The organism is Chitinophagaceae bacterium (genome assembly GCA_016713085.1).
In the GTDB taxonomy this organism is placed as follows: Bacteria; Bacteroidota; Bacteroidia; order Chitinophagales; family Chitinophagaceae; genus Lacibacter.
Map to the genome: position 1 here is coordinate 81,380 of JADJPV010000002.1, position 14,204 is coordinate 95,583.

At 39.5% G+C, this 14,204-nt stretch carries 8 protein-coding genes, 1 tRNA gene and 1 pseudogene; 8 read left to right on the plus strand and 2 right to left on the minus strand.

What is annotated here, in order from left to right; translation table 11 throughout:
• Positions 1 to 19: 19 nt before the first annotated feature.
• The 8 genes and pseudogenes from IPK31_12820 (at position 20) to IPK31_12855 (ending at position 11,299) form a co-directional block, all read left to right on the plus strand.
• A complete protein-coding gene (locus IPK31_12820) occupies positions 20 to 1,003 on the plus strand; it encodes an SDR family oxidoreductase (protein ID MBK8088746.1) in 984 nt (327 codons plus the stop codon).
• A gap of 83 nt (positions 1,004 to 1,086) precedes the next feature.
• Positions 1,087 to 2,343, plus strand: coding sequence for a nucleotide sugar dehydrogenase (locus IPK31_12825; GenBank protein MBK8088747.1), 1,257 nt, complete (start codon positions 1,087 to 1,089; stop codon positions 2,341 to 2,343).
• Positions 2,340 to 3,407, plus strand: coding sequence for a dTDP-glucose 4,6-dehydratase (gene rfbB, locus IPK31_12830; protein ID MBK8088748.1), 1,068 nt, complete (start codon positions 2,340 to 2,342; stop codon positions 3,405 to 3,407). Before IPK31_12825 ends, rfbB begins: the two co-directional genes overlap by 4 nt.
• A 51-nt stretch (positions 3,408 to 3,458) precedes the next feature.
• Positions 3,459 to 4,013 carry a dTDP-4-dehydrorhamnose 3,5-epimerase gene (rfbC, locus tag IPK31_12835; GenBank protein ID MBK8088749.1) on the plus strand — a complete coding sequence of 185 codons (555 nt, stop codon included), beginning with the start codon at positions 3,459 to 3,461 and terminating at the stop codon, positions 4,011 to 4,013.
• 11 nt (positions 4,014 to 4,024) lie between these two features.
• On the plus strand, positions 4,025 to 4,891 hold the full coding sequence (rfbD, locus tag IPK31_12840; protein ID MBK8088750.1) for a dTDP-4-dehydrorhamnose reductase: 867 nt from the start codon (positions 4,025 to 4,027) through the stop codon (positions 4,889 to 4,891).
• A gap of 198 nt (positions 4,892 to 5,089) precedes the next feature.
• A pseudogene (locus IPK31_12845) lies at positions 5,090 to 8,292 on the plus strand (SusC/RagA family TonB-linked outer membrane protein).
• A 28-nt stretch (positions 8,293 to 8,320) separates the two neighbouring features.
• Positions 8,321 to 9,787, plus strand: a complete 1,467-nt coding sequence (locus IPK31_12850; GenBank protein ID MBK8088751.1) for a SusD/RagB family nutrient-binding outer membrane lipoprotein — start codon at positions 8,321 to 8,323, stop codon at positions 9,785 to 9,787.
• A gap of 24 nt (positions 9,788 to 9,811) precedes the next feature.
• Entirely contained in the window at positions 9,812 to 11,299 is a 1,488-nt protein-coding gene (locus tag IPK31_12855; protein MBK8088752.1) for a calcineurin-like phosphoesterase C-terminal domain-containing protein, read from the plus strand.
• A 55-nt stretch (positions 11,300 to 11,354) separates the two neighbouring features.
• Here IPK31_12855 and IPK31_12860 read toward each other — a convergent pair.
• Both IPK31_12860 and cphA read right to left on the minus strand, forming a co-directional pair.
• A tRNA-Gln gene (locus IPK31_12860) sits at positions 11,355 to 11,425 on the minus strand.
• 96 nt (positions 11,426 to 11,521) lie between these two features.
• Positions 11,522 to 14,143: a cyanophycin synthetase gene (cphA, locus tag IPK31_12865; protein ID MBK8088753.1), complete on the minus strand. Its 2,622-nt coding sequence runs from the start codon at positions 14,141 to 14,143 to the stop codon at positions 11,522 to 11,524.
• Positions 14,144 to 14,204 lie beyond the last annotated feature (61 nt).

The window sequence follows — 14,204 nt, forward strand, 5'->3', positions numbered from 1 at the left end:
GACTATTAAAACTAATTGTATGGATCGGAAAAGAATTCTAATCACTGGTGCAGCCGGCTTTCTTGGTTCACATTTGTGCGACAGGGCTATTAAGGAAGGCTTTCGTGTTGTTGCCATGGATAATCTGATTACCGGCGATCTGAAAAATATTGAACACCTGTTTAAACTGGAACAGTTTGAGTTTTATCATCATGATATTACCAAGTTCATTCATATCCCAGGCAAGATTGATTATATCCTGCATTTTGCGTCACCTGCAAGTCCTATTGACTATTTAAAAATTCCTATTCAAACATTGAAAGTGGGTGCTCATGGCACACACAATTGTTTGGGGCTTGCAAAAGCAAAAGGAGCAAGAATACTGGTCGCATCTACATCTGAAGTATATGGTGACCCGATGGTACATCCTCAAACAGAAGAATACTGGGGAAATGTAAATCCTGTTGGGCCACGTGGTGTATATGATGAAGCCAAACGTTTTATGGAAAGTATTACAATGGCTTATAACCGCTTTCATGGTGTTGAAACAAGGATCATCCGAATCTTCAATACCTACGGTCCACGTATGCGCCTCAATGATGGCCGTGCATTACCTGCATTTATTGGCCAGGCTTTGCGTGGTGAAGACCTCACTGTTTTTGGTGATGGCAGCCAGACAAGAAGTTTCTGTTATGTAGATGACCTGGTAGAAGGCATTTACCGTTTGCTGATGAGCAATTATGACATGCCGGTGAATGTTGGTAATCCATCTGAAATTTCTTTGAAAGATTTTGCGGAAGAGATCATCAAATTAACAGGCACTACCCAGAAGATTGTATACAAAGATTTGCCTGTTGATGATCCCAAGCAGCGTCAGCCCGATATTACCAAGGCAAAAGAAATTCTTGGATGGGAGCCCAAAGTAAACAGGAGCGAAGGCTTAAAAATTACTTACGAGTATTTTAAAAATCTTCCAAAGGAAGAATGGACAAAACTGCCTAAAGAGTTTGTAAGCATCATGTAATAAAACTGCTGACGGATAACCTGAAGCAAAACATAAAATTTGTAATCTGAAATGTATAAAGAGCTGATCAACAAAGAAAAAAAATCGCAGTTGTAGGGTTAGGTTATGTTGGTTTGCCTCTGGCTCTTGAACTGGCTGCACATATGCAGGTGATTGGTTTTGATATCAACCGCAGGCGTATTGAAATGATGCAGCACAGCGAAGACCCCAGTAAAGAAGTTGATGCGAATATGTTTGCAGGCAAGGATATTGTTTTTACAGATGATATCAATGTGTTGAAAGAAGCTTCTTTCTTTATTGTAACAGTACCCACTCCCGTTGATGAATATAAAGTTCCTGATCTTACTCCACTGGAAAAAGCAAGTGAAACAGTTGGGAAGGTGCTGAAGCAAGGAGATTATGTTGTGTATGAAAGCACAACATACCCCGGTTGTACAGAAGATGACTGCATGCCGATACTGGAACAGTTTTCCGGTCTCAAAGGAAAAGTTGATTTCAAGATTGGCTATTCACCAGAACGGATTAACCCAGGAGATAAACTTCATACTTTATCCAACACGGTGAAGATTGTTTCAGGATGTGATGAAGAATCATTGAATGAAATTGCAAGCATTTATGAATCTGTTGTAAAGGTTGGTGTTCACCGGGCGCCGAATATTAAAGTAGCTGAAGCAGGTAAGATCATTGAAAATGCGCAGCGTGATTTGAATATTTCTTTGATGAATGAACTGTCAATTATTTTTGACCGTATCGGTATCAACACATTTGATGTGGTGGAAGCGGCCGGAACAAAATGGAACTTTCATAAATACACACCAGGTTTGGTTGGAGGACATTGCATTGGAGTTGATCCTTACTATTTAACCTATAAGGCACAACAGCTGGGATACAATTCAAAAGTAATTGCAAGTGGCCGTTTTGTAAATGACGAAATGCCAAGGTATGTAGCAAAGAAAATCATTCAGCATATTATTAAGCATGCACCCAATCCTTCTGCAGCAAAAGTGCTGGTGCTGGGAGCTACGTTTAAAGAAAATGTATCTGATATCCGCAATTCAAAAGTGGCAGATATGGTGAAGGGACTGCTGGAGTATAATGTATCAGTTGATTTTGTTGACCCGTATGCAGATGCGGCTGATGTAAAACATGAGTATGGGTTAACAATGATTCCTGCAATAGGGAAGGGATACGATGCTGTAGTAATGGCGGTTGCACATGATCAATATAAAGAGTTTACTGAAGAGTTTCTGTTAAGCATTTCTAATCAGAATGCTTTGTTTGCCGATCTGAAAGGCATTTACCGAAATAAAATTTCTAAACTGAAATACTGGAGTTTATGAAAAACCAATTAAAAAAAACAATTTTAGTAACCGGCGGTGCCGGATTTATTGGCAGCCATGTTGTTCGCCTGTTCGTTAATAAATATCCCGAATACAAAATTGTAAATGGCGATGCATTAACCTATGCAGGTAATCTTGAAAATCTGAAAGACATTACTGCAAAAGATAATTATGTGTTTGAGAAAATGGATATTACTGATGAAGCAAAAGTTGCAGAACTTTTTGATCAGTATCATTTTGATGCAGTGATTCATCTTGCAGCTGAAAGTCATGTTGACCGCAGTATAATGGATCCTTTATCATTCGTTAAAACAAATGTACTGGGAACAGCTATACTGCTCAATGCAGCCCGTAAAGATTGGGCCGGTAACCATGAAGGAAAACTCTTCTATCATGTATCAACTGATGAAGTATATGGTTCATTAGGTGAAACAGGATTCTTTACCGAAGAAACCCCTTACGATCCGCATTCACCCTACTCGGCATCAAAAGCAGCTTCTGATCATTTTGTGATGGCATATTATGATACATATGGTCTTCCTGTTGTGATGAGCAACTGTTCAAACAATTATGGCTCACATCATTTTCCTGAAAAATTAATTCCACTCTGTATCCACAATATCAAAAATAATAAACCCCTTCCTGTTTATGGAAAAGGTGAAAATGTAAGAGATTGGTTGTTTGTGGAAGACCATGCAAGAGCGATTGATACAATTTTTCATAATGGAAAATTAGGACAGAGTTATAATGTTGGCGGTTTTAATGAATGGAAGAATATTGACCTTGTACAAGTACTCTGCAAAATCATGGATAAAAAATTAGGAAGAGCAGAAGGAGAAAGCGCTAAGCTCATTACTTATGTAAAAGACAGGGCAGGCCATGATCTTCGCTATGCAATTGATGCAACCAAACTCAATAAGGAATTGGGATGGTCGCCTTCATTACAATTTGAAGAAGGCCTGGAAAAAACGATTGACTGGTATCTGAATAATGAAGAATGGATCAATCATGTAACCAGCGGTGATTATCAGCATTTTTATGCTGACCAGTATGTTAAGCGATAATTATTGTTTTCAATAAACTTGCTTTTGTGTTCATCATGTTTAATTTGTTTTATGCCATTTACACATACACAGTTTCCTGATTTAGTTGTATTTGAACCAAAAGTATTTGGTGACGACAGGGGCTATTTCTTTGAGTCGTATAATAAACAGATGTTTGCCAGTAAAGGGTTTGATCATGACTGGGTGCAGGATAATCAATCCAGCTCTGTTTATGGTGTAATTCGTGGATTACATTTTCAAAAAGGTGAACATGCACAGGCAAAATTAGTACGTTGTTTAAGAGGTGCCATTTTAGATGTAGTGGTTGATCTCAGAAAAAATTCTCCAACCTTCAAACAGGTTTATTCAATTGAGTTAACGGCAGAAAAGAAAAATACATTACTTGTGCCAAGGGGATTTGCACATGGATTTTCTGTATTGAGCGATATGGCTGAAGTGATGTATAAATGTGATCACCTGTACAGTAAAGAAAGTGAAGGAGGTTTATTATATAACGATCCTTCTTTACAAATCGACTGGGGAATCCCTTCGGGCAAAGAAATCGTTTCAGATAAAGACAAATTGAATCCCATGCTCGCTGATTTAGCAGAGGATAGTTTCTTTTAATAATATGCAGTATGGAAAAGCCCTCTGTTCTTGTTACCGGAAGTAATGGGCAGCTCGGAAAAGAGCTGCAGGTTTTAGCAGAAAGCTATCCGCAATTCCGTTTTGTATTTGCTTCACGTGAAGATTTGAAACTTCATCATTATGGATTGGTTGAGAATTTCTTTTTAGCAACAAAGCCGCAGTATTGTATCAACTGTGCAGCATATACAGCTGTTGATAAAGCAGAAAGCGAAGTTGATATGGCCACGCTGGTGAACGGAGAATCAGTAGGTAACCTTGCAGCTGTCTGTAAAAAGTATCAAACAAAGTTGATTCATATTTCTACCGATTATGTGTTTAATGGAGAAAGTGAAATTCCTTATAAAGAGGATGATTCAACTAGTCCTATCAATACATATGGTGTTTCTAAACTTAAGGGTGAACAATTATGTATGCAGGAAGATCCTGATGCGATTATCATCCGTACTGCATGGGTATATTCTTCTTTCGGAAACAATTTTGTAAAGACGATGATGCGTTTAATGAATGAACGCAATGAGTTAAATGTTGTAAGCGACCAGGTTGGTTCCCCTACCTATGCTGCTGATCTTGCAAAAGCAATTCTTTCTATTATTTCATCAGGGAAATGGCAGTCAGGAATTTATCATTACAGTAATGAGGGAAAGATCAGCTGGTATGAATTTGCACAAGCTATTAAAAATATAACAGGCAGTAAAGCCATAGTGCATCCAATTGAAGCAGCACAGTATCCAACACCGGCAAGGCGCCCCCATTTTTCTTTACTGAATAAAGAAAAAATAAAGTCTGCTTATCATTTATCCATTCCTGATTGGAAAGAGAGTCTTGCAGCCTGCATTGATCTGTTATTAAAAAAATAATATTTCTCTTTTCGGTTTATTACATACACAAACAATTAACTGTTTCCCGTTGGCTCTGCTGTGTCCCTGCCATTCATCACTGTTAATCTTCCCGTAACAATCCCTTAACGCTCTGTAAACATTGTAACTGCAATTTGCGCCCTTATTGCATGTGAAGGTGAGACATGCTGCATTAATTCTTAAACCAAAACTTACAAGATGAAATTTCGGGTAACAACATCAGTTTTCTTTTTTCTTGTTCTCTTTTCTGCTAATGCATTTTCGCAGGTAACAAAAAAAGAAAGCAGCGCAGCTTTAATAGTTGTTTCTGGTACCGTAAAAGATGCAGAAACAAATGCAACTGTAGCAGGCGTAACTATCAGCCAGGATGGAAAGAGAGCATTAGCCAGCACTAAAGAAGATGGAACATTTAAAGTAACTGTTGCTAAAGGAGCAGTGCTTGTTTTTACTGCTGTGTCTTATATTGAGCAAAGAGTAAAAGCAACAGGAAATGAAACAGACAGGGAAATTTTGCTTTCGCATGAATCAAAAGAGCTGGAAGGAGTAGTTGTAACAGCACTAGGTATAACCCGAAAACAAAAAGCATTGGGTTATGCAGTTCAGAATATCAACAATGCAGAACTCACCGACGCAAAATCAAACAACTGGTCGAGTGCATTATCAGGCAAAGTGGCCGGGTTAAGTTTATTGTCACCTGGTTCAGGCCCATTCAATTCAACACGTATCAGTTTGCGGGGGATGTATCATTGAATCCGGATGGCAACAATGCATTGATTGTTATTGATGGCATTCCAAAGAATAGTGGCATGACAAGTGGTGGTGTAAGTAATGCATATGGAGCAGGTTCAGGTAATGATATTCCAATTGATTTTGGTAATGGTATTGCTGATCTTAACCCTGATGATATTGAAAGTATCACTGTATTAAAAGGTCCGGGTGCAACAGCATTGTACGGCAGCCGTGCTGCAAACGGGGCTCTGATCATTACTACGAAATCAGGTGCAAGAAAAGATAAAGGAATTGGTATAACCTTCAACTCCAATACAAGTGTTAATACTGTATTAAGGTGGCCCGACTATCAATATGAATATGGTCAGGGCACTGGTAAAGCACTTAACAGCAATGGTGAAAAATATTATTCATATGGAGCAACGGCCGATGGTGCAAGTACCAGCGGCACGTCAAGCGCTTATGGACCAAAGTTTAATGGACAGAATTATTTTCAATATGATCCTTCAAGGCAAGGAGCAGGTTTAACACGCAGTTTGTGGCAACCATATACTAATAATATCAGCGATTTTTGGAGAACGGGTTATACACTCTCTAATAATCTATCAATTGAAGGTGGTAATGACAAAGGTTCTGCACGTGCATCCATTACACATACAAAGAATGAATGGATCATGCCCAATACCGGATTCGAACGAATCAATGCTGCATTCAGCACAAACTATAAAGTATCGGATCGTTTAAAAATTACAGCTAAAGTAAATTATACCAATAAGCAAAGTGATAATGTGCCGGGTACCGGCTATAACAATCAATCCATTGCTTACTTCATGATTTTCCAGAATCCTAATGTGGATCTGAACTGGTATCGTGACCGTTGGAAGTTTGGTTTGGAACAGGTTGATCAGGTACATCCATTCAGTTCATTTATCGATAATCCTTTTTTGATTGCATATGAAATGACCAACTCTGTTAACAACAATAACATGATAGGAAATTTTGCTGCTACATTCCAGGTGTCGAAAAAATTGGATGTAATGATCCGTTCAGGTATTGATATGACGGGAGAGCAACGTCAGCAACGTCGTCCATTCAGCACAGCAAATTTTTTAAGAGGATATTTTAAACAACAGAATATTACCGATTATGAAGTGAACTCTGATGTGCTGCTAACTTACCGGGATAAGATAGCCGGTGTTATAGATATTACTGCTTCGGCTGGCGGTAATCTCATGAGTCATAAATATAATCGTATAGATGCATATGTTGATGGGTTGGTAATACCTGCTGTGTATAAATTATCAAATGGCTCAGGTACGCCTATTGTTACGGCAACCGACCGTAACGAAAAAGTAAACAGTTTGTACGGACTGGCATCATTCAGTTACCAGGGGAAATATTTTCTTGATATAACAGGAAGAAATGACTGGGCGAGCACATTGCCCGTTGCTAATAATTCATTCTTCTATCCATCAGTGAATACCAGTTTTATTCTGAGTGATATTTTTAAGCTGCCGGCATTTGTTTCGTTTGCAAAAGCACGTGTATCATTTGCACAGGTTGGTAATGATACTGATCCGTATAAAACAAGAAAATATTATGGTACAAGTGAATTTGCTTCATCAGGCTCAGTACCAACAACATTACCTAATGCAAACCTGAAACCTGAGATATCAACAAGCACAGAAGCTGGTCTTGAGTTACGTTTTTTGCAAAGCCGTTTGAATATTGATCTCACAGTATATAATAACATTACCCGCAACCAGATATTGGAAGTGCCGCTTGATCCAACAACAGGATATACAAAAGCTGTGTTGAATGCAGGTGCAGTTCGCAACAGGGGCGTTGAAGTTGTAATAACTGCACAACCGGTAAAGCTCCGCAATTTTAAATGGAGTACTACTGTTACATGGTCGAAAAACCAGAACCGTGTTTTAGAATTGGCTGAAGGTATGGGAGGCAAGATGGATCTTGCATACGGTGGTAATGCAACTATACAGGCAAAAGTAGGAGGCACAACAGGTGATTTATATGGTTTTGGATTTGTACGTTCGCCTGAAGGTGCTGTTGTTTATACAGCTGATGGTTTACCGGCCCGCCCTTCAGATATTCAATACATCGGTAATGCATATGCTGATTGGAAAGCCGGTTGGAGAAACGAGTTCTCTTACAAATCATTCCGCTTTAGTTTTCTTTTTGACGGGCAGTATGGTGGCATCATCTATTCGCAAACACATCATAAAATGACTGAGCAGGGAAAGCTTAAACATACATTGAGAGGCAGGGAAGAAAATTATATTATTGGTGACGGTGTGGTGTTTGATGCAGGCAGTAACAAGTACGTTCCAAACACAAAGAAAGTGTTACCGGTTGATTATTATGTAGAGTATTACCGTCGTGCAAATGTGGAAGCAAATTCTTTTGACGCATCTTATCTCAAATTGCGTGAAGCAAGGTTTGAATATTCAATTCCCGCAAAAGCATTGGGTAAGAGTTTTGTGAAAGGGGCTTCTTTTGCTATCTATGGCCGTGATCTTTTAATGATCACCAGCTTCCCCATCTTTGATCCTGAAACTGCAGCACTAAATGGTTCTACTTTAATGCCAGGTGTTGAAATGGGACAAATGCCTTCAACACGTACAATGGGTGTAAACCTCACGTTCAAATTCTGATACCAATCAAACATTAACAACAGTTAAAATGAAACATACTTTAAAGCTTACAGCATTCATTCTGCTTACAAGCATCAGCATCATTTCATGTACAAAGGATTTTGAAACCATTAATACTGATCCGAACCGTATTGATCAGATCAGTCCGGGGACACTGCTTAACCCGATCATTTATACCGTTGCAGGTTATAATATGCAGCGTTGTGATGATATTACTTTTAACCTCATGCAGGTGGTATTGCCTTTTCCCAGTGCTACCGGTGGGTTGCATCGTTATGATATTTCTGAGAATGCAGGTAATGGTACATGGAATACTTATTATCTCTGGCTCAACAATGTTCGGGAAATGTATAATGCATCTGTAAAAGTAGAAGATAAGAACTATCAGGCCATTGCACTTACACTCAATGCATGGATATATTCTAATCTCACCGATTGTTTTGGTGATGTGCCTATGACAGAAGCGTCAAAAGCAGAAGAAGGTATCCTTCATCCTAAATTTGATTCACAAAAGGAAATTTATACTGCGTTGCTTGCAAGCCTCGATTCTGCCAACAACCTGTACAATACGTCCAAGAGTATGCTATATGGCACAGAAATACTCTACGGTAATAACGTAACTAAGTGGAAAAAATTCACGAATTCGTTGCGTATGCGTTTGTTATTACGCTTATCGAAACGTACAGAAGTGGGATCTTATACTTTATTAAAAGCGATGATGGATAATCCATCAAAGTACCCGGTATTCAGCAGCAACGATGATGGTGCTTCATTAAAACTTACTGGTATTACACCCTTAGCATCACCTTGGGGCAGACCAATAGATTTTACAACATTCCGTGCCGCAGCAAAATTTTTTCTCGACAGTTTAAATGCCTTTAACGATCCACGCCGGGCAAAATTTACAACGCAGGCAAAAAATTCAAGTGGTACAACAAATATTGGGTATATGGGAATCCCCAGCGGTTACACTGGCAGTGAATCACAATTCACTTATATTCCTTCCAATGTAAACGTAGCGTTGGTAACTGCATCTTCTGCGTCCGTTATACCTATGAGTGTGGTGGTGATGCCTTATGCTGAAGTGGAATTTATTAAAGCCGAAGTAGAGTTTCAGCAGGGTAATCATGCGGCTGCTAAAACAGCTTATGAAAAAGGAGTGAAGGCTTCAGTAGAACAATGGGGTGCTGTAATGCCGGCTGATTATTTTACGAACCCAACTTATACAGAAGCTACAGCATACAACAATACATTGCATCGTATCTTACTGCAAAAATATTATGCGCTTTTCTTTGTAGATTACCAGGCCTGGTTCGAACACAGACGTACGGGTATGCCGGTGCTCCCTGTCAGTGCAGGCATAGCAGGTAAGCAAATGCCTACACGATTTAAATACCCGGTCAATATCCGTTCAATGAATCCGGATAATTACAAGAAAGCAGTGGAAGCAATGGGTGGTGATGAAAACACAACTAAGGTTTGGTGGGAAAAATAAATTGAACAGAACTAAATACAACCAATGAAACGGAAAGATTTTTTAAAGGCCTTTGGCATGGCTGGTACAGCGCTTACATTATCGCCTGTGTTTGCAGGAGCTGCCGGCATTGTTCAGCCAATTGGTAAAGATGTACGCAACATAACACTGCGTGGAAAAGTACACGCATCAGGGAACGGTATTGCAGGTGTTGCAGTAACAGATGGCTTGAATGTAACAGTAACAGATAAGAATGGGAATTATGAATTACTGAGTATCAGTACTGCGTTATTTGTGTATATCAGCGTTCCTTCCGGTTATGCATTTAATCATGAGAAAGGAATCGCAAGATTTTATGAACCTGTTATTACTGAAGCTGCCGGTTTTAAAGCTGATTTTGCATTGGAACAATTGACCATAGATGATAAGCAGCATTATTTTGTTGTGTGGGCCGACACACAAATGATTTCACAAGATGATGTAGCCCAGTTGAAGGCACAATCTGTTCCTGATCTGCAACAACTTGTTGCATCTTACCCAAAGAACAGTTTGTTTCATGGTATTGGTTGTGGCGACCTTGTGTGGGATAAGTTTGAATTGTTTGCGGGTTACAAAGAAGCCATTGAAATGACTGGTGTTACTTTCTTCAATGTTATCGGTAATCATGATATGGATCTGGATGCACGTACAGATGAACTTTCGTCCAAAACGTTTAAAAAGCAATTCGGCCCAACTTATTATTCATTCAATCGTGGCGAATTGCATTATGTAGTGTTAGATGATGTATTCTTTATCGGCACAGGTAAAAAGTATATTGGCTATATTACTGAAGAACAATTACAATGGCTTGAACAGGATCTCCGGTACATTAAACCCGGAACAACTGTTGTTGTAAGTTTACATATTCCTACTAACACAGGAGCAGCACGCCGCAATAAAAAAGAAGCAGAGCTTGGTTCAAATGTGGCGAACAGGGAACAGTTGTTTAAGATACTTGCTCCATATAAAGTACACATTATGTCGGGGCATACACATTTCAATGATACATGGGAAACAGGAAATATAATGGAGCATAACCACGGTACTGTGTGCGGAGCATGGTGGACCGGGCCAATTTGTGGTGACGGAACTCCCAGTGGTTATGGTGTATATGAAGTAAAGGGAAGTGATGTGCATTGGTATTATAAATCAACCGGATTGCCTAAAACACATCAGTTGAAGGTGTATAAAAAAGGCAGCTCCAAAGATTTCCCTGATGAAATTGCAGTTAATGTTTGGAACTGGGATGACAAATGGAAAGTAGAATGGTTGGAAGATGGAGTACTGAAGGGAAAAATGGAACAACGTGTGGCACTGGATCCAATGGCTGTAGAGTTGTATGGCGGCCCCGAGTTGCCAAAAAAGCACAGGTTTGTAGAGCCAACCCTGGCTGATCATATATTTTTTGCAAAGCCATCTCTAAATGCAAAAGAAATAACTGTAAGGGCAACCGACCGGTTTGGAAATGTATACAGCGAAGAAATAGTTGTATAATAATAGCCGGAACGATATAAAATCAAAAAAACCTCCGCATTGCGGAGGTTTTTTGTTGGCCTACCTGGATTCGAACCAAGACAAACAGAACCAAAATCTGTCGTACTACCATTATACTATAGGCCAATCTCCCTTTCAGGCTTGCCCAACGAAGCATTTGCGTAGTTGGGGGCTGCAAAAATAAGGGGCTTCGACAGATGAACCAAAATTTTCTGAATCAGCCTATACATTGTCTTCTCTTGCTTTTAATTCTTTTATTTTATCCAGTGCTCCTGCAACAACATCGCACATGATCGTATAAAGTGCACCATGAACTGGATTGGCATAAATATATTCCAGCGCTTCATTTTCATTGGCAATTACTTTTGTTGGAAGTGTTGGATTTACTTTATCAACTCCTTCTTTCAGTAATGCAATGATTTCATCAGCTGAACGTCCCCTTAAATTTTTATCGCAGCGGATGATGATTTCATCAAAACAATGCGCACTGATTTCTCCCAGTTCACGGATATCTTCATCTCTTCGGTCGCCTGTTCCGCTAATGACACCGATCTTGGTTTTATAATCCAGCTTACTGATGAAATCACAAAGCAAACGAAGCCCATGTGGATTGTGTGCAAAGTCAGCAAGGAAAGTATAATTCTTAAAGTAGAAAAAATTTAAACGACCCGGTGTTAAACTTTCACCAGGAATAAATGTTTGCAGTCCCTGCCTGATATCATCAATTGAAATATCCCTGTACAGGTAAGTGGCAAGCACAGCAGGTAAACAATTGGCGATATTATGTACTGCTTTCCCTTCATAGGTTAATGGGATGTCCTTTGCCTGCATCACTCTTATTTTCCGTGTGCCTTTCATGATGCTGATAAATCCATTTTCAAACACAGTTGCCAAACCTCCTTTTGCACAATGTTCTTTAATGCGTGGATTGTTTTCATCCATACTGAATAATGCAACATTGCATTTCAGATTATCTTTTATGGCATATACCAAATCATCTTCTGCATTTAAAATAGCGTAGCCATGCGGGAAAACAGTTTCAGGAACTACCGCTTTTACTTTTGCCATTTGCTCAACGGTATAAATTCCACCAAGACCGATATGATCGGCAGCTACATTGGTTACAATTGCAACATCACAATTCTGAAAAGCTAATCCTGATTTTAAAATGCCGCCTCTTGCACATTCGAGTACAGCAAAATCAACTGTTGGATCTTTTAATACAAACGTGGATGATATTGGTCCGGTGCAATCACCCTTCATCATTAAATGATTTTGAATATAAACGCCATCACTTGTAGTGTAACCAACTTTTTTTCCGGCACTTTTTGCAATATGTGCTGTTAGCCTGGTTGTGGTTGTTTTGCCATTTGTTCCTGTTATCGCTATGATAGGAATACGCCCAACACTTCCTTTAGGAAATAACATGTCAATCACCGGCTCTGCTACATTACGTGGCAAACCAACTGCGGGGTCAATATGCATACGGAAACCAGGTGCTGCATTTACTTCAAGAATAGCACCGCCATTTTCATTTACCGGAGTTCGAAGATCAGTAGCCATGATATCGATACCACAAATATCTAAACCAATAATTTTGCTGATGCGTTCACACCTGAAAATATTGGCAGGATGTACTTCATCTGTTACATCAGTTGATGTGCCGCCTGTTGACAGATTTGCTGTTGTTTTTAATAACACCAATTCATTTTTTGGCGGAACAGTTTCAAGTGTATAACCTTTTTCTTCCAGCATTTTCATGGTGCTGCCATCAACCGTAATTTGAGTTAATACTTTTTCATGGCCATAACCTCTGCGTGGATCCTTATTGGTTTCATCCAGCAGCCATTGAATGGTATGTTCTCCATCACCAATAACACTGGCAGGTGTACGTAAAGCAGCACAAATAAATTTATGATTGATAACAAGAATACGAAAATCAAAGCCTGTAATAAACCGTTCAACAATCACGCTGCGGCTGTACACTTTAGCAGCTTCAAATGCTTTTAATGCCTGTTCTCTTGTGGTAATGTTGGTGGTATTTCCTTTCCCATGATTACCATCAATGGGCTTGATCACCAAAGGATAACCAAACTTTTCAATCGCTTCATCCAAACCAACTTCTGTACGCACAACCGTTCCTCTTGGTACAGGAATTTCAGCAGCCTCCAGTAACATTTTTGTTTCTTCTTTATCGCAGGCAATATCAACGGCAATATTCGAAGTTGTGGAAGCGATGGTTGCACGGATTCTTTTTTGATGAACACCATATCCTAATTGAACAAGACTTTGTTTATTCAAACGGATATAAGGGATATTCCGCTTCAATGCTTCTTCAACAATACATCCTGTTGATGGGCCAAGCCTTGTATCTTCTCTGATCTCTCTCAGCTTCTGGATATCCTCATCTAAATTATATTCCACAGCATCAGCCAATGCCTGTGCAATTCTTACCGCCGCCTTGGCGGCGTACACACCTGCATCTTCTTCTAAATAAGTAAACACAACATAATACACGCCTTCTTTTTCATTGGCACCTCTTGTGCGTCCGAAGCCTGTATCCATCCCGGCCAATGTTTGCAGTTCCAGCGCCACATGTTCAATTACATGACCCATCCAGGTACCTTCTTTTACTCGCTCAAAAAAGCCACCCGGTTTGCCCACACTGCAACGGTGTTCGTACATACTTGGAAATAATTTTTCCAAACGTTCCAAAAAACCGGGAATCTCATTGGTTGGCTTTTGCTCCATCTCTTCCAGGTCAAGTTTCATCTGGATCAGCTTGTTACGGCGAACACTCCAGTAATTGGGGCCACGCAGGATTTTTATTTCAAGAATTTTCATACTCAGTAATTTAGGTTGATGGGAAATCCGAATATATCGAATTTTATCCGATGCTGTGAAT

What these genes read in the sequence shown, in the direction of transcription:
- IPK31_12820 (MBK8088746.1), top strand. Translation starts at nt 20, where the DNA reads ATGGATCGGAAAAGAATTCTAATCACTGGTGCAGCCGGCTTTCTTGGT.
- rfbB (MBK8088748.1), top strand. Translation starts at nt 2,340, where the DNA reads ATGAAAAACCAATTAAAAAAAACAATTTTAGTAACCGGCGGTGCCGGA.
- rfbC (MBK8088749.1), top strand. Translation starts at nt 3,459, where the DNA reads ATGCCATTTACACATACACAGTTTCCTGATTTAGTTGTATTTGAACCA.
- rfbD (MBK8088750.1), top strand. Translation starts at nt 4,025, where the DNA reads ATGGAAAAGCCCTCTGTTCTTGTTACCGGAAGTAATGGGCAGCTCGGA.
- IPK31_12850 (MBK8088751.1), top strand. Translation starts at nt 8,321, where the DNA reads ATGAAACATACTTTAAAGCTTACAGCATTCATTCTGCTTACAAGCATC.
- IPK31_12855 (MBK8088752.1), top strand. Translation starts at nt 9,812, where the DNA reads ATGAAACGGAAAGATTTTTTAAAGGCCTTTGGCATGGCTGGTACAGCG.
- cphA (MBK8088753.1), bottom strand. Translation starts at nt 14,143, where the DNA reads ATGAAAATTCTTGAAATAAAAATCCTGCGTGGCCCCAATTACTGGAGT.